This window comes from Streptomyces cavernicola (assembly GCF_029968035.1).
GTDB classification, from domain to species: Bacteria; Actinomycetota; Actinomycetes; order Streptomycetales; family Streptomycetaceae; genus Streptomyces; species Streptomyces cavernicola.
In genome coordinates this window covers 138,048-154,818 of record NZ_JASCIQ010000019.1, presented here as the reverse complement: position 1 = coordinate 154,818, position 16,771 = coordinate 138,048, and the positions used below count along the sequence as shown (strand labels likewise).

Here is a 16,771-nt window from a genome sequence, read left to right as displayed (position 1 = left end):
CCCCCCCCCCCCCCCGCCCCGCGGGGAGCCCCCCCCCCCCCCCCCCGCGGGCCGGGGGGGGGGGGGGGGGGGGGGGCGCGGGCCCCCCCCCCCCCCCCCCCCCCCCCCCCCGCCTCAACTCCCTTACAGAACCGGCAGGTTCTTCCGCAGCTCGAAGGCCGTGACCTCGCTGCGGTACTCCTCCCACTCCTGCTTCTTGTTGCGCAGGAAGAAGTCGTAGACGTGCTCGCCGAGGGTCTCGGCGACCAGTTCGCTGCGCTCCATCAGGGCGATGGCCTCGCCGAGGTTCTGCGGCAGGGGTTCGATGCCGAGGGCGCGGCGTTCGGCGTCGCGGAGGGCCCAGACGTCGTCGTCGGCGCCGGGCGGGAGCTCGTACCCCTCCTCGATGCCCTTGAGGCCGGCGGCGAGCAGGACCGCGTACGCGAGGTAGGGGTTGGCGCCGGAGTCGAGGGAGCGGACCTCGACGCGGGCCGAGCCGGTCTTGCCCGGCTTGTACATCGGCACGCGGATCAGGGCCGAGCGGTTGTTGTGGCCCCAGCAGATGTACGAGGGGGCCTCGCCGCCCGCGCCCGCGGTGCGCTCGGAGCCGCCCCAGATGCGCTTGTACGAGTTGACCCACTGGTTGGTGACCGCGGAGATCTCGGCGGCGTGGCGCAGAAGGCCCGCGATGAAGGAGCGGCCGACCTTGGAGAGCTGATACTCGGCGCCGGACTCGTAGAAGGCGTTCCTGTCGCCCTCGAACAGCGACAGGTGCGTGTGCATGCCGCTGCCGGGGTGCTCGGAGAACGGTTTTGGCATGAACGTGGCCTGCACGCCCTGCTCCAGGGCGACCTGCTTCATGACCAGGCGGAACGTCATGATGTTGTCGGCCGTGGACAGCGCGTCCGCGTACCGCAGGTCGATCTCCTGCTGGCCCGGCGCACCCTCGTGGTGGCTGAACTCGACCGAGATGCCCATGGATTCGAGCATCGTGATGGCCTGGCGGCGGAAGTCCATGCCCACGTTCTGCGGGGTGTGGTCGAAGTAGCCGGAGTTGTCGGCGGGCGTGGGGCGGGTGCCGTCGAGCGGCTTGTCCTTGAGCAGGAAGAACTCGATCTCGGGGTGGGTGTAGAAGGTGAAGCCCAGGTCCGAGGTCTTGGCGAGGATGCGCTTGAGGACGAAGCGCGGGTCCGCGTAGGACGGGGAGCCGTCCGGCATGAGGATGTCGCAGAACATCCGGGCGGTGCCGGGGGCCTCGGCGCGCCACGGGAGGATCTGGAACGTCGACGGATCGGGCTTGGCGATCATGTCCGACTCGTAGACCCGGGCGAAGCCCTCGATCGCCGAGCCGTCGAACCCGATGCCCTCGTCGAAGGCCTGCTCCAGCTCGGCCGGGGCCACCGCGACGGACTTGAGGAAGCCCAGGACGTCCGTGAACCACAGGCGTACGAAGCGGATGTCGCGCTCCTCAAGGGTGCGGAGCACGAATTCCTGCTGCTTGTCCATAGCTACATCCTTGCAGTTCAGACGGTCTGTGCACCACCGCCCCGGCACGGTTGGGGCTTCAGTATCGAGGCCAGGGGTTTCCGCCAGATTACGGGCCCTGTGTGGCCTGCGACATCCCGGTGGCCACTACGATCGGCGGGCCGCCGTACGCCGTCTTCCGCACGTTTCCCGATCCCCCCATCCTGTTTCCCCGAGCGAACACCGAAGGACATCGTCATGGGTTCCAGCACGACATCCGGGCAGGGCAGTTCGAACGACCGCAAGGCCCGGATAGCGGCGATGCGCCGCGCCGAGCAGGCGCGGGAGCGCCGCAACCGGACCGTCGCGATCGTGGCGGCCACGGCCGTCGTCGCGGGCCTGGTGGGCGTCGGCTCGTATCTGTTCATCCGGGAGCAGAACGAGAAGGAGCGGGAAGAGGCCAGGGTCACGGCCGAGCAGAAGGCGCAGGCGAAGGCCCGCGAGGAGGCCGCGAACGCCACGATCGAGGGCGAACGGTCCTGGGACGCGAAGGAGCTGGGCCGCAAGCACGTCGCGAAGCCCGTGAGCTATCCGATGACGCCGCCGGTCGGCGGTGACCACGACCAGGTCTGGATGAACTGCAACGGCGACGTCTACGCGAAGCCGATCCCGGACCGGCACGCCGTGCACTCCCTCGAACACGGCGCCGTGTGGGTGACGTACAACGCGAAGGCGAAGCCCGCCGACCTGAAGGCGCTGGAGGCGAAGGTCAGCGCGACGCCGTACTCGCTGATGAGTCCGGTGAACGGGCAGAAGGGCGCGCTGATGCTGAGCGCCTGGGGCAAGCAGCTCACCGTGGACAGCGCGAAGGACCCGCGCGTGGCGACGTTCTTCGCCAAGTACGTGCAGGGCAAGCAGACTCCGGAGCCGGGCGCGGCCTGCCAGGGCGGGATGGCGCAGTGAGGCGTGCGGGGTGGGCGGGGGTGTGCGCGGCCGTGGTGGTGGCCGCCGCGGCGGGCGGCGGGGCTGCGGCGCTCGCGGGCGGCGGCACGTCCCACGAGCCTGCGCCTCGGCCGCGTGCGTCCTCTCCCGCCCTCGACCGTCCGGCCGCGGACTCGGCGGACGCGGGCTTCGCCCGGGACATGGCGGTGCACCACCAGCAGGCGGTGGAGATGTCCTTCGTCGTACGGGACCGCACGGACGACGAGGAGATCCGCAGGCTCGCGTACGACATCGCCAACACGCAGGCCAACCAGCGGGGCATGATGCTGGGTTGGCTGGACCTGTGGGGGTTGCCGAAGGTGTCCTCTCAGCCGCCGATGGGGTGGATGGGGATGAGCGAGCACGGCTCCGGGCACGGTTCGGGGGGCGGTTCGGGGGGCGGTTCGGGGGGTTCCGGGGGTGCGCCGTTGATGCCCGGCATGGCTTCCAAGGCGGACCTCGCGCGCCTGGGGAAGGCCGAGGGCGAGCGGGCCGAGGTGCTGTTCCTTCGGCTGATGACCGCGCACCACAAGGGTGGGGTGCATATGGCTCAGGGGTGTGTGGAGCGGTGCCGGGTGGGGGTTGAGCGGGATCTGGCGGAGGGGATGGTTGCGGCTCAGGAGTCCGAGTTGGAGCTGATGGGGGATCTGCTCAAGGCGCGGGGGGCGGAGGGTAGTTGAGGTTGCGGGGGTTTTTTCTTCCCCTCCCCGCCCCTTCCCGAAAGTCCTCGCCGGACGGCTCCGGGGGCTGCGCCCCCAAGGCCCACTTCGGAGGCGGCCACCCTCCAGGCTCCCCTGCCCGGGGCTCCGCCGCCCCCCACCTTCCCCTGCGCGGGCTCCGCCGCCCGTTTCCCCGCCCGGGGCTGCCGCCCCAGGACCCCGCTCTCGGGGCTGCGCCCCGGGCCCCGGCTGTTCTTCGGCTGCTGCGCCGCCGTGGCTGGTCGCGCAGTTCCCCGCGCCCCCCCTGATCGGGGCTCCGCCCCAGGCCCCGGCCGTTCTTCGGCTGTCGCACCGTCGTGGCTGGTCGCGCAGTTCCCCGCGCCCCCGATCAGGGCACCGCCCCAGGCCCCGGCCGTTCTTCGGCTGCCGCACCGCCGTGGCTGGTCGCGCAGTTCCCCGCGCCCCCGATCAGGGCACCGCCCCAGGCCCCGGCTGTTCTTCGGCTGCCGCACCACCGTGGCCGATCGCGCAGTTCCCCGCGCCCCCGATCAAGGCACCACCCCGGATCCCGGCCGTTCTTCGGCTGCCGCACCACCGTGGCCGATCGCGCAGTTCCCCGCGCCCCCGATCAAGGCACCACCCCGCGCCCCGGCCGTTCATCGACTGCCACACCACCGTGGCCGATCGCGCAGTTCCCCGCGCCCCTTTCGGGGCACCCGTCGCAGCCACAGGTCGCACAGTCCAGCCCCCGCCCTGCAGGTCTCCCGCCGCTCCGGTATCTGGGGGCAAATTCAGCCCCTCCGGCGTTTGAGGAGCGGGGGTCCGGGGGCTGGCCCCCGGGATGGGGTCCGGGGCAGAGCCCCGTGGTGGGGTCCAGGGGCGGCAGTCCCGGGCAAGGGGCCGGGGGCGGCAGTCCCGGGCAGAGGGCCGGGGGCGGTAGCCCCGGGCAAGGGGCCGGGGGCGGCAGTCCCGGGCAGAGGGCCGGGGGCGGTAGCCCCGGGCAAGGGGCCGGGGGCGGCAGTCCCGGGCAGAGGGCCGGGGGCGGCAGTCCCGGGCAAGGGGCCGGGGGCGGTAGCCCCGGGCAAGGGGCCGGGGGCGGTAGCCCCGGGCAGGGGGCCGGGGACGGCAGCCCTCGGAGCTGGCCGCTGAGGACTTTCGGGAAGGGGCGGGGTGGGGAGAAGTCGGCAGGACGGGAGAATGGGCAGGTGCGCTATTCCATCCTCGGCACCACCCAGGCAGTCCGGGCCGACGGCGTCCCCGTCGGGGTCGGCGGGGCGCGGCTTCGTGCGTTGCTCGCCGCGCTCGCGTTGCGCGCCGGGCGGAGCGTGTCCGTCGGTCAGCTCGTCGCCGCCGTGTGGGACGGGGATGAGCCCGCCGATGCGAACGCCGCGCTGCAGGCGCTCGTCGGACGGCTGCGCCGGTCGCTCGGGCACGCGGCCGTCGAGTCCGTCGACGGTGGTGGTTACCGGCTCGCTGCCGCCCGGGACGACGTGGACGCGCATCGTTTCGAGCGGCTCGCGGGGGAGGGTGCCCGCGCCCTGGCCGACGGCGAACCCGCCAAGGCGGCCGCCCTGCTCGACGAGGCCCTCGGCCTGTGGCGCGGGCCTGCCCTCGCCGACCTGCCCGACCGCACCGCCGAGGCGGCCCGGCTCGACGCCCGGCACCTGGACGCCCGCCGGGCCCGCCTCGCCGCCGCGCTCGAACTCGGCCGCGCCGAGCAGTCGTTGCCCGAGCTGACCGCCCTGTGCGCGGAGCACCCCCTGGACGAGCCGCTGCAGGCGCTGCGGCTGCGTGCCTTGCGGGACGCCGGCCGGTCGGCGGAGGCCCTTGAGGCGTACGAGCAGGTGCGCGGCGAGCTGGCCGAGCGGCTCGGGACCGACCCGGGCCCCGAACTCCGTTCCCTGCACGGGGAGTTGTTGGAGGCGCCGCAACCCCCGCAACCCCGGCGACCGCAGCGCCCGGCCGCGCCCGGCAACCTCCGTACCCGCCTCACCAGCTTCGTCGGGCGTGAGGTGGACATCGCGGCGCTGCGGGACGACCTCGGGCGGGCCCGGCTCGTGACGCTGCTGGGGCCCGGCGGCGCGGGCAAGACGCGGCTCTCGCAGGAGGCGGCCGAGGCGCTGCCGATGCCGGACGGGGTGTGGCTGGCCGAGCTCGCCCCGGTCGCAGCGGCAGCCGCCGCCAGCGACGCCGCTGCCGTGCCGGAGGCCGTGCTCACCGCGCTCGGCGGCCGCCGCACCGTCCTGTACGGCGTGGGCGCGGAGGAGTTGCGGGCCGCCGCCGACCAGCGCGGCGGCGACCCGCTCGTCCGGCTCGCCGAGCACTGCGCGCCGCGCCGGATGCTGCTCCTGCTGGACAACTGCGAGCACGTCGTGGAGTCGGCGGCGCGCACCGTCGAGTATCTGCTCGCGCACTGCCCGGGGCTCACCGTCCTCGCCACCAGTCGCGAACCCCTCGGCGTACCAGGGGAGTTGGTGCGCCCCCTCGAGCCGCTGCCCGAGCCGGTCGCGCTGCGGCTGCTCGCCGACCGGGGCGCCGCCGCCCGGCCCGGCTTCCGCACCGAGGACGACCCGGAGGCCTGCGCGGAGATCTGCCGGCGCCTCGACGGACTGCCGCTCGCCGTCGAGCTCGCCGCCGCCCGGCTGCGCTCGCTCACCCCGCGCCAGATCGCCGACCGCCTCGACGACCGCTTCCGCCTCCTCACCTCCGGCAGCCGTACGGTGCTACCCCGGCAGCAGACCCTGCGGGCCGTCGTCGACTGGTCCTGGGAGCTGCTCGACGAGCGCGAGCGGGCCGTGCTGCAACGGCTCTCGGTGTTCGCGGGCGGCTGCGAACTCGACGCGGCCGAGGCGGTGTGCGGCGGCGCGCCCACCGCTCCCGAGCAGCCGGGCGGTGAGCAGGCCTGCACGCTCGACCTGCACGTGGACCGCCGGGACGTGGCCGACCTGACCGGCTCCCTCGTCGACAAGTCCCTTGTGGTGGCGGCCCCTTCGGACGCGGGCACGATGCGCTACCGGCTCCTGGAGACCGTCGCCGAGTACGCGGGCGCCCGCCTCGACGAGGCCCGCGACCGCCCCGCCGCCGAGCACGCCCACCTCGTCCACTACCGCGAACTCGCCCGCAGAGCCGACCCCGAGCTGCGCACCGCCCAGCAGAAGCAGGCCATCGCCCGCATCGAGCGCGAGTACGAGAACCTGCGCACCGCGCTGCGCCGGGCGACGGACGCGGGCGACGAGCAGGAGGCGCTCTGCCTCGTACTCTCGCTGTGCTGGTACTGGCAGATGCGCGATCTGCGCAGCGAGTCCCGGCACTGGTCGACGGCGGTGTCCGCGCTCGGGCCCGACCCGTTCGCCGAGCCGGTCGAGCCGGCGCCGCCGCTCACCGAGCGGTGTACGGCGAAGCCGCCGCCGATGGAGCCCGAGCAGCTGACGGAGGCGCGGCGCGGGGCGCGACTCATGCAGATCGCCGCGATGGACCAGCGCTCCGACGGCTGGAACCGGCCGGAGAACGAACAGCGCCTGCAGGGCATCGTCGCCGCCTACCGGCCCGGCCTGCCGCAGACCTGCTGGAGCCCCGGTGCGTTCTGGGTGTTCGCGGTGCTCCTCACCGGCCGCCCCGACGACCTGCGGGAACTCCTCGACCGGAACGTCGAGACCTGCAGGCGGCACGGCTTCCGCTGGGAGCTCGCCGCCACCCTCCAGCTGCGCGCCAACGTCCTCGCCAACCGCAGCGCCTGGGGCGGCGACGCGGAGCGCGACGCGACCGAGGCGCTCACCCTGTTCACCGAGCTCGGCGACTCCTGGGGCGCCGCCGAGGCGCTCTCCGCGCGCGGCGAGGCCTGGGAGCGGAGCGGCGAACTCGCCCGCGCGGAACGGGACTTCGCGGCCGCCGTCGAGCACGCGGAGGCGATCGGGGCGGCCGCTCAGGTGGCGGTCCTGCGGGTGCGGCTCGCCGGGATCATGCTGGAGAACGGGCTGTCGGAGCAGGCCGGGCAAGGCGAGGAGACGGGGCGGGCCGGGCAGGCGGAGCAGGGGGAGGCGATCCTGTGGGAGATCCTGCGCGAGGCCGGCGACACCTTCTCGGAGGCGGTGCCCGCCGCCCGTATCCATCTGGCCGGCCGGCTCGGCGCCAGCGGCCGCAGGGACGCCGCCCGCGAACAGCTCGACCTGCTGTGGGAGCAGTACTTCGCCGGCCCCGCCGTGATGTTCAGGGGCGTCCTGCACGGCATCTACGGCTGGCTCGACGTCCTCGACGGCCGCCACGAGGAGGCGTACGAGCACGGCACGGCCGCCTTCCGCTGGTCCCAGGACCCGGTCGCCGCGATGATCGCCCCGCACATGTCCTCGGTCCAACTCGCCCTGTGCGCCTGGGCGTTGGCGGGAAGCGGGGAGCGGGAACCGGCCCACCGCGCAGCCCGGCTGCTCGGCGCCGCCGACGCCCTGCTCCCGGCCGGCCACCGCCCCGCCTCACAGGAGCGCATCCAACGGGCCTCCGCCGAGCAGGCCGTACGGGACGTCCTCGGCGACGCGGCGTACGAGCGCGGACATGCGGCGGGCGGCGACCTCTCTCTGGAGGAGGCCGCCGCCCTGCTCTGATCCGGATGTCAGCGGAGGGGGCGGCGTGCAGCGCCCAACGGGCCTCGGATCAGGACTTGTTGGTGAACTTGCGGATGGCGATCGGCGCCATCACGACCGTGAGGCCGATGGACCAGGCGAGCGTCACCCACAGGCCGTGCGCGATCGGGCCGCCCACCATCAGGCCGCGGGCCGCGTCCGCGAGGCCCGACATCGGGTTGTACTTCGTGAAGGCCTCCAGCCAGCCCGGCATCGACGCGGTGGGCGCGAAGATCGACGAGCCGAACTGCAGCGGCATCATCACCAGGAAGCCCATGGCCTGCACCGCCTGGGCGCTCTTCATGGTCACGCCGAGGGTCAGGAAGATCCACATCACGCCGAAGCCGAAGAGCGCGGACAGGCCGACGGCGGCGAGGAGACCCGTCCAGCTCTCGATGTCGAAGCCGACGAGCACGGCCACGATCATCAGCACCGTGGTGGCGATCAGCATCCGCAGGAGCTCCACGGAGATCTTCGCGATCAGCACCGAGGCACGCCCGATGGGCAGGGACCGGAAGCGGTCCATGATGCCCTTCTGGAAGTCCTCGTTGAAGCCGGTGCCGACGGCCTGCGCGATGGTCATGCTCATCATCGCGAGCATGCCGGGGATCACGTACTGCACGTACGCGTCCTGGCCGCCGCCGAGGGACTGGCCGATGGATCCGCCGAAGACGTAGACGAAGAGGAGCGTGAAGACGACCGGCATCAGCAAGGCGTCGAACATCGACTCCGGGTTGTTCCTGATCCACAGCAGGTTGCGGCGGATCAGCGCACCGGTGTGCCGGACGTGGGAGCGCAGCCCGATGCGGTCGTCGGCCTCGCCGTGCTTCAGGGCGGGCGGGGCGTCGAGGGGCGCGGTGGTCGTGTTCGTCGCGGTCGTCACGCGGCGACCTCCTCTCGGGTCGGGTCGGTGTCGGCGTCCTGCGGGGCACTGGCCTTCTGGCCTGTGATGGACAGGAACACCTCGTCCAGGCTGGGCAGTTCGGTGGCGATGTCGGCGAGGCCGTAGCCCCGCTCCGCGAGTGCGCCGACGATCGCGGTGAGCTGCTCGTCGCTCTGCACGGGCACGAGGACGGTGCCGTTCTCCGCGTCCACGGTGGCCGTGGCGAGCCCGGTCAGGCCCGAGGCGTCGAGGTCGGCGGCCATCGTGCGCAGCTCGGCCGGGTCGGCGGGCCGGACGCGCAGGGTGCGGCCGCCGATCTTCGCCTTGAGCTCGGCGATCCTGCCGCCGGCGATGATCCGGCCGCGGTCGATCACGGTCAGCTCGGAGGCCAGCTGCTCGGCCTCCTCCATGTACTGGGTGGTGAGCAGCACGGTGACGCCCTCGCCGACCATGCGCTTCACCTCGTCCCAGACCTCGTTCCGGGTACGCGGGTCGAGGCCGGTGGTCGGCTCGTCCAGGTACAGGACCGCGGGCTGGCCGATCATCGAGGCCGCGAGGTCGAGTCGGCGCCGCATGCCGCCGGAGTACGTGAAGGCCGTCCGCTTGCCCGCCTCCGTCAGCGAGAACCGCTCCAGGAGTTCGGCGGCGCGGCGCTTGGCCTCCGGCCTGGAGAGGTCGAGGAGGCGGCCGATCATGTACAGGTTCTCGAAGCCGGACAGCTTCTCGTCGACCGAGGCGTACTGGCCGGTGAGGCCGATCTTGCGGCGCAGCTGGCGGGGCTGCCGCAGGACGTCGTAGCCGGCGACGTAGGCCGTGCCGGAGTCCGGGGTGATCAGGGTGGAGAGGCAGCGGACGAGGGTGGTCTTGCCCGCGCCGTTCGGGCCGAGGACGCCGAGGACGGTGCCTTCGCGGACGTCCAGGTCCACGCCGTCCAGGGCCTTGGTCGTGCCGTAGTGCTTGACCAGTCCCCTTACCTCTACGGCGTTGCGGCCGTTGCTGGGGTTCTTGTCGGATCGCGTCATGCGAACACCTTGCAAGGGGCTGCCGACAGATCGCCTACAGCCCGCCTACATACGCCTACAGCCGCCTACAGCCGGGGCGGGGGCCTTGTTCTTCCCCTCCCCGCCCCTTCCCGAAAGCCTGCGGCGCTGTGTTCTTCGGCTGCCCCGCCGTCGTGGCTGATCGCGCAGTTCCCCGCGCCCCTGTCGGGGCCCGTGAAGTCCAGCCCTAGCCCGCAAAATGCAGCCCACCCTGCCCAATCCAGCCCCTCCGGCGTTTGAGGAGCGGGGGTCCGGGGGCTGGCCCCCGAGCGGGGTCCGGGGCGGCAGCCCCGGGGTGCGGGGGTCTGGGGGTGCAGCCCCCGGAGCTGTCCGCTGAGGACTTTCGGGAAGGGGCGGGGAGGGGATGAGCAAAGGGGCTAGTGGAACGCGTGTTCCGGGGCCGGGAACGTTGCGCCGCGTACGTCCGAGGCGAACTCCCGCGCCGCATCGCCCATGACCGACCGCAGCTCCGCGTACTGCTTCACGAAGCGCGGGACCTTGCCCGAGGTGAGGCCCATCATGTCCGTCCACACGAGGACCTGCGCGTCGCAGCCCGCGCCCGCGCCGATGCCGATCGTCGGGATGTGCAGCGAGCGGCTCACCTCCACCGCCAGCTCCTCCGGCACCAGCTCCAGGACGACGCCGAACGCCCCCGCGTCCTGCGCGGCCTTCGCGTCGCGGAGCAGCCGGTGGGCGTCCTCGTCGCCGCGGCCCTGGACCCGGTAGCCCATGGTGTTCACGGACTGCGGGGTCAGGCCCAGATGCGACATGACCGGGATGCCGGCCGAGACGAGCAACTCGGTCTGCGGGAGGGAGCGTTCACCGCCCTCCAGCTTCACCGCGCCCACCCCGGCCTCCTTCACCAGGCGGGTCGCCGAGCGCAGCGCCTGCACCGGGCCCTCCTGGTACGAGCCGAACGGCAGGTCGCCGATGACCAGGGCGCGCTTGGTGCCGCGTACGACGGCGGCGCTGAGGACGGCGATCTCGTCGAGCGTGACGGGCACGGTGGTCTCGTACCCCAGGTGGCAGTTGCCCGCCGAGTCGCCGACGAGCAGGACGGGGATGCCCGCCTCGTCGAAGACGGACGCGGTCATCGCGTCGTACGCCGTGAGCATCGGCCACTTCTCGCCGCGCTCCTTGGCGGCGGCGAGGTCGCGGACGGTGACGCGGCGCGTGGTCACGCCGCCGTAGAGCGAAGCACCGGAAGTCTTGCTGCTGCTCTGGGCCGCCTGCTCCTGGGCAGGCGTGTGGGCAGCCGAAATCTGCGTCATGACGACGGCTCCTTCAAAGTCATCTCGTGGCGCCCTGACGGCGTCCCCGGATCACCGCCATGGTGGCACCAACCGCCCCGACCGCGCCAGAGCAGGGCCGCGCACAGCCGCCCCGCGCAGGTCAGAAACGTGCGCGTTTCGTCACAGGCACGGCTGGGCCCCGTCCGGGCGGAACTCCGCGCAGCGTACGGTCGTCCTCGACGACGTACGGCCGTTCTACGGCGGCGGAGCGAGGGCACCGAAATCCCCTAGGGTCTGGGGCGGACGTGTGCACGGCAGGTAGTGAGGCGACGGTATGGCGCAGGCGTACAGGGCGGAGACGGCGAACCGAGGCGCGCGGAGCGAGCGTTCCGGATCCCGGCTTCAGCGGCTGCGCCGCAGCTGGCGCGGGGACCGTGGGATCTGGCGCAGGGGCCTCTTCCTGAGCTTGCTCGCGATCGTCCTCGCCCTGGTCATGCTGTTGCACGCGCACATCCCCAACGCCGTCGGCAACCTCGGCAGCCTGCTCGAGACGTTCCTGCCGTGGCTCGGCCTCGGCATTCCGCTTCTGCTGCTGCTCGGGCTCGCCCGGAAGTCGGCCAGCGCACTGGTCGCCGTCCTGCTGCCCGCCGCGGTGTGGGTGAACCTCTTCGGCGGCCTGGTCTTCGACAAGTCCGGCTCGGGCGGCGAGCTCACCGTCGTCACGCACAACGTCAACGCCGAGAACGCCGACCCCGAGGGCACCGCCCGCCAGGTCGCCGAGTCGGGCGCGGACGTGGTGGCCCTGGAGGAGCTGACCCAGCAGGCGCTGCCCACGTACGAGCGCGCGCTCGCGGAGACGTACCGCTACCACTCCGTCGAGGGCACCGTCGGCCTGTGGAGCAAGCACCCGATGACCGACACCCGGCCCGTCGACATCAAGATGGGCTGGACCCGCGCGCTCCGCGCCACCGTGACCACCCCGAAGGGCGACGTCGCGGTGTACGTCGCGCATCTGCCCTCGGTGCGGGTCAAGGCGGACGCGGGCTTCACCGCGGGGCAGCGGGACAACAGCGCGGAAGCCCTTGGCATCGCCATCCGCGAGGAGCCGGTCGAGAAGGTCGTGCTGCTCGGCGACCTCAACGGCACCATGAACGACCGCGCGCTCTCCCCGGTCACCTCGCAGCTGCGCTCCACGCAGGGCGCGGCGGGCGACGGCTTCGGCTTCAGCTGGCCGGCCGGCTTCCCGATGGCGCGGATCGACCAGATCATGGTGCGCGACGTGGAGCCCGAGGCCTCCTGGACCCTGCCGAGCACGGGCAGCGACCACCTCCCGCTGGCGGCCCGCGTCGCCCTCTGAGGACTGTCATCCGGCGTTAACGGGGCCCTCATCCCGCGGAATACAACGGCTGAGAGACTTTGTTCCGTACGAGAACTTAGTACGCGAACTCCGTACGGGAACCCCGTACGAGAACGCCGTACGAGAACTCCGTACGCGAACCTGTCTCTCGCCCGTTGTGAAGGGTCTCTCATGCCTGTGGCGCTGCTCGCGCTCGCCGTCTCCGCCTTCGGCATCGGCACCACCGAGTTCGTGATGATGGGCCTGCTGCCCAACGTCGCGGACGACCTGGGCACGTCCGTACCCACCGCCGGGTACCTCGTCTCCGCCTACGCGATCGGCGTCGTCGTCGGTGCCCCGCTGCTCACCGCCTTCGGCTCCCGCGTCCCGCGCAAGAAGATGCTGGTGCTCCTCATGGCCGTCTTCACGGTCGGCAACCTGGCCTCCGCGCTGGCCCCCACCTTCGGGCTGCTCGCCGCGGGCCGGGTCCTCGCCGGGCTGCCGCACGGCGCGTTCTTCGGCGTCGGAGCGGTGGTCGCCGCGCGGCTCGTACGGGACGGGCGTGAGGCCCGCGCGGTGGCGACGATGTTCCTCGGCCTGACGGTCGCCAACATCGTCGGCGTCCCCGCCGCCACCCTGCTCGGCCAGCATCTCGGCTGGCGCGCGACCTTCCTCGTCGTCGCCGCGATCGGCCTGCTCGCCATGGCGGCCCTGGCCCGGCTCGTCCCGTACGTCCCTATGGACGCCGGGCAGAACCTGCGCCAGGAGCTGCGCGCGCTCGGCGACCGGCAGGTACTGCTCGGGCTGCTCACCGCGGTGTTCGGCTTCGCGGGCGTGTTCGCCGTCTACTCGTACCTGGCCTCGATGACCACCGAGGTCATGCGGCTCTCGGAGTCCTCGGTGACGCTCGTCCTCGCGCTCTTCGGTATCGGTATGACCCTCGGTGCGCTCGTCGCAGGGCCGCTCACCGACCGGGCCCTGCGGCCCACGCTGTACGGCTCGCTCGGCGCGCTCGCCGTGGTGCTGCTCGCCTTCGACTTCACGGTGCATGTGCGGTGGGCGGCGCTCGTGACCGTCGTCGTGCTCGGCGCGGTCGGGTTCATGACCACCACACCGCTGCAGATGCTGGTCATGCGGAAGGCCGCACACGCCCCGACGCTCGCCTCGGCCTCCAACCACTCGGCGTTCAACCTCGCGAATGCGGGCGGGGCTTGGGCGGGCGGGGCGGCGATCGCTGCGGGGTGGGGGTGGATGTCGCCGACGCTGGTGGGGGCTGGGCTGGCGGTGGTCGGTCTGCTGATCGCCGTGCTGGCGGGGGTGCTCGACCGGGGGCGGGACGCGGGGCCCTCGCGCGTCGTCGCGGGCAGCGGGGCGGGGCAGGTGCAGGAGCCCGTGGGCTGAGCCCTGCTCTTCCCCTCCCCGCCCCTTCCCGAAAGTCCTCAGCGGACAGCTCCTGGGGCTGCCGCCCCCGGTCCCCTGCCCGGGGCTGCCGCCCCTGGACCCCGCTTCGGGGCTCCGCCCCGGACCCCGACCTCGGGGGCCAGCCCCCGGGCCCCCGCTCCTCAAACGCCGGAGGGGCTGAATTCTGCGGCTGCGGCGGGATTCACATGCCCCGATAGGGGCGCGGGGAACTGCGCGATCAGCCACGACGGTGCCGCAGACGAACGACGGCGGCACAAGGGAGCCCCTCCGGCGTTTGAGGAGCCGGGGGGCCGGGGGCGGAGCCCCCTGGGGTCAGCGGAGTTCGCGCCAGCGATTGGTGATCGGAAGACGACGGTCCTTGCCGAACCCCTTCGCCGAGATCTTCGTACCCGGCGGGTACTGCCGCCGCTTGTACTCCGCCCCGTCGACAAGCCGCAGCACCTTCGCCACGACCTCCTCCTCGTACCCGGCGGAGACGATCTCCTGCGCCCCCTTGTCCCGGTCCACGTACAGCGCCAGGATCCCGTCGAGCACCGGGTAGTCCGGCAGCGAGTCCGTGTCGACCTGGTCCGGGCGGAGCTCCGCGCTCGGCGGCTTGGTGATGGAGTTCTCCGGGATCGGCGGGGTCTGCCCGCGCTCGACCGCGGCCCGGTTGCGCCACTCGGCGAGGCGGAAGATCGCCGTCTTGTAGACGTCCTTGATCGGCCCGTACGCGCCCACCGAGTCGCCGTACAGCGTCGAATACCCCACCGCCAGCTCGGACTTGTTGCCCGGCGCGAGCACGATGTGGCCCTCCTGGTTGGAGACCGCCATCAGCATCGTGCCGCGCAGCCGCGACTGCAGGTTCTCCTCGGCGAGCCCGGTCAGGCCGAGCGAGCCCATGTACGCGTCGAACATCGGCTCGATCGGCACCGTGCGGAAGTTGAGGCCGGTGCGCTCGGCCAGCTCGGCCGCGTCGCCCTTGGAGTGGTCCGAGGAGTACTTCGAGGGCATCGAGATGCCGTACACGTTCTGCGCGCCGAGCGCGTCGCAGGCGATGGCCGCGACGAGCGCCGAGTCGATGCCGCCGGAGAGGCCGATCAGGACCGAGCGGAAGCCGTTCTTCGCGGCGTACGCGCGCAGGCCCACCACGAGCGCCGAGTAGACCTCCTCGTCGTCGTCGAGCCGCTCCGCGTACCCGCCCGCGAGCTCCGCCTCGTACGCCGGGACGGGCTCCTCGGAGAGGATCACGTGGTCGATGCGCAGACCGTCGTCCACCACACCGGAGGGCGCGGCGCCCGCGGCCGGCAGGTCCAGGTCGAGGATCACGCTGCCCTCGGCGAACTGCGGGGCGCGCGCGACGACTTCGCCGCTCGCGTCGACCACGATCGAGTCGCCGTCGAAGACCAGCTCGTCCTGCCCGCCGATCATCGCCAGGTACGCCGTGGTGCACCCGGCCTCCTGGGCGCGCTTGCGCACCAGCTCCAGGCGGGTGTCGTCCTTGTTCTGCTCGTACGGCGAGGCGTTGATGGAGACCAGGAGGCCCGCGCCCGCCGAGCGGGTGGCCGGGACACGGCCGCCGTCCTGCCAGAGGTCCTCGCAGATCGCGAGCGCCACGTCGACGCCGTGGACGCGGACGACGGGCATCGTGTCGCCGGGCACGAAGTAGCGGAACTCGTCGAAGACGCCGTAGTTCGGCAGGTGGTGCTTGGCGAAGGTGAGGACCACCTCGCCGCGGTGCAGCACGGCCGCGGCGTTCTGCGGGGCGCCCGCGGGCTGGCCGTACTTCGGCTGCGCGGTCTCGGAGCGGTCCAGATAGCCGACGATCACCGGGAGTTCGCCGTACCCCTCGTCGGCCAGGCGCGCGGCGAGGGCGCGCAGCGCCTGCCGGGACGCCTCGACGAAGGACGGGCGCAGGGCCAGGTCCTCGACGGGGTAGCCGGTGAGGGCCATCTCCGGGAACGCCACCAGGTGGGCGCCCTGTTCGGCGGAGTGCCGGGTCCAGTGCACGATCGAGTCGGCGTTCTGGGCGAGGTCGCCGACGGTCGAGTCGATCTGATTCAAGGCGAGGCGTAGTTGAGGCACGCGGCCCAGTGTAATCGTCAGAGCGACGCGATGTCTTGGCGGGAGGGTGTGGGGAGCCCCACGCCCGGTCGGCGCGGGGCTCCCCGGCGTGCTACTTCGCGGCGCCGGTCCAGATGGCGTCGTCGTACTTGAGGACCTCGGGGCCGAGCTCCAGCCGGACCTCCTTCGCGGCGTCCGCGGGCACGGAGAACGCGAAGTTCCCGTGCGCCTGCTTGCCCGCGAGGAGCTTGCCGGTGAACGGCTTGGTGGCGTTGCTGCCGTCGAAGATCATCTCGACGTCGGCGCCCTTCGCGTCCCGCAGCGTCGGCAGGGCGGTGGTGACGTCGATCGTCTTCTTGCCGCCGTTGACGATGGTGACGTCGAACCGCACCGCCACGTTGCCGTCCTCGTGCCCGGCCGCGAACTCGTCGGGGCTGTACGGCTTCGGCTTGCCGACCGTGACCTTCACGCCGTCGTCGTACGTGTGGGTCGCACCGAACTTCAGGGGTTCGTCCGCATCGGCGGCCCCCGGCTCGTCGGCGTCCCCGCCCGCCGAGTCCTCGTCGGAACCGGAATCGGAACCGGAACCGGAACCGGGCTCGCGGTCGGCCGAGGCGATCTTGTCGGCCTCCTTCTCCAGCTCGTCGGACACGCTCTTCACGGCCATCACGACGACCACGAGCCACACGATCGACAGAACGATCGCGACGCCGCCGAGGATCGTGCCGGTCAGCGCCACGCCCTTGTTGGTGGCCATGCCCTTGCGCGCCTTGGAGAGGCCGATCAGGCCGAATATCAGGGCCAGGACGCCGAGGATGACACCGCCCCAGACGGTGAAGAACAGCACCGCGCCGATGATGCCGAGCACGAGGGCCGTGACGCCGAGGCCGTTCTGCGGCTGCTGGTGCGGGATGGGGAACGGCGGCGGCGCCATCGGCTGCCCGCCGGGCGGCGGACCGAAGGGCGAGGGCGGGCCGGGGTTGTTGTTGGGCGCGGTCATGTGGAGTCCTCGTGAGCGAGCGGTGAAGCGGGGTCCACGACCGGACCCCGCGCAGGAAGGACTCCCGGCCCGCACCCAAGGTTGTACGACCGCCCCGCCGTCTTGCGGATCTGACGGAG

General features: G+C 72.6%; 11 protein-coding genes. 5 read left to right on the top strand and 6 right to left on the bottom strand.

The features are described from left to right. Positions 1-123: 123 nt before the first annotated feature. A complete protein-coding gene (locus QIS96_RS19485; protein ID WP_282543921.1) occupies positions 124-1,485 on the bottom strand; it encodes a glutamine synthetase family protein in 1,362 nt (453 codons plus the stop codon). A gap of 216 nt (positions 1,486-1,701) precedes the next feature. Here QIS96_RS19485 and QIS96_RS19480 point away from each other — a divergent pair, with 216 nt between their 5' ends. The 3 genes from QIS96_RS19480 (at position 1,702) to QIS96_RS19470 (ending at position 7,678) form a co-directional block, all read left to right on the top strand. Further along, positions 1,702-2,406, top strand: a complete 705-nt coding sequence (locus QIS96_RS19480; RefSeq protein ID WP_282543920.1) for a DUF3105 domain-containing protein — start codon at positions 1,702-1,704, stop codon at positions 2,404-2,406. Continuing rightward, positions 2,403-3,104, top strand: a complete 702-nt coding sequence (locus tag QIS96_RS19475) for a DUF305 domain-containing protein (protein WP_282543919.1) — start codon at positions 2,403-2,405, stop codon at positions 3,102-3,104. Before QIS96_RS19480 ends, QIS96_RS19475 begins: the two co-directional genes overlap by 4 nt. 1,184 nt (positions 3,105-4,288) lie before the next feature. After that, positions 4,289-7,678: a BTAD domain-containing putative transcriptional regulator gene (locus QIS96_RS19470; protein WP_282543918.1), complete on the top strand. Its 3,390-nt coding sequence runs from the start codon at positions 4,289-4,291 to the stop codon at positions 7,676-7,678. 49 nt (positions 7,679-7,727) lie between these two features. On the opposite strand, the gene QIS96_RS19465 is transcribed toward QIS96_RS19470, so the two are convergent. The 3 genes from QIS96_RS19465 to panB form a co-directional block, all read right to left on the bottom strand. Further along, positions 7,728-8,528, bottom strand: coding sequence for an ABC transporter permease (locus tag QIS96_RS19465; protein ID WP_282543934.1), 801 nt, complete (start codon positions 8,526-8,528; stop codon positions 7,728-7,730). A gap of 47 nt (positions 8,529-8,575) precedes the next feature. Next, the gene (locus QIS96_RS19460; protein ID WP_282543917.1) at positions 8,576-9,601 is read right to left on the bottom strand and encodes an ATP-binding cassette domain-containing protein; all 1,026 of its coding nucleotides are present in this window, start codon (positions 9,599-9,601) and stop codon (positions 8,576-8,578) included. A gap of 395 nt (positions 9,602-9,996) precedes the next feature. Next, positions 9,997-10,890 (bottom strand): 3-methyl-2-oxobutanoate hydroxymethyltransferase, encoded by an 894-nt coding sequence (panB, locus tag QIS96_RS19455; protein ID WP_282543916.1) that lies wholly within the window; start codon positions 10,888-10,890, stop codon positions 9,997-9,999. 295 nt (positions 10,891-11,185) lie between these two features. Between panB and QIS96_RS19450 the strand changes: the two genes are divergently transcribed. Continuing rightward, positions 11,186-12,208, top strand: coding sequence for an endonuclease/exonuclease/phosphatase family protein (locus QIS96_RS19450; RefSeq protein WP_282543915.1), 1,023 nt, complete (start codon positions 11,186-11,188; stop codon positions 12,206-12,208). Between the two features lie 171 nt (positions 12,209-12,379). Continuing rightward, the gene (locus tag QIS96_RS19445; RefSeq protein ID WP_282543914.1) at positions 12,380-13,588 is read left to right on the top strand and encodes an MFS transporter; all 1,209 of its coding nucleotides are present in this window, start codon (positions 12,380-12,382) and stop codon (positions 13,586-13,588) included. A 333-nt stretch (positions 13,589-13,921) separates the two neighbouring features. On the opposite strand, the gene QIS96_RS19440 is transcribed toward QIS96_RS19445, so the two are convergent. Continuing rightward, positions 13,922-15,673 carry an NAD+ synthase gene (locus QIS96_RS19440; protein ID WP_282543913.1) on the bottom strand — a complete coding sequence of 584 codons (1,752 nt, stop codon included), beginning with the start codon at positions 15,671-15,673 and terminating at the stop codon, positions 13,922-13,924. A gap of 91 nt (positions 15,674-15,764) precedes the next feature. Next, complete coding sequence (locus QIS96_RS19435; protein WP_282543912.1) at positions 15,765-16,652, bottom strand: DUF4190 domain-containing protein; 888 nt, start codon at positions 16,650-16,652, stop codon at positions 15,765-15,767. Positions 16,653-16,771: the final 119 nt, after the last annotated feature.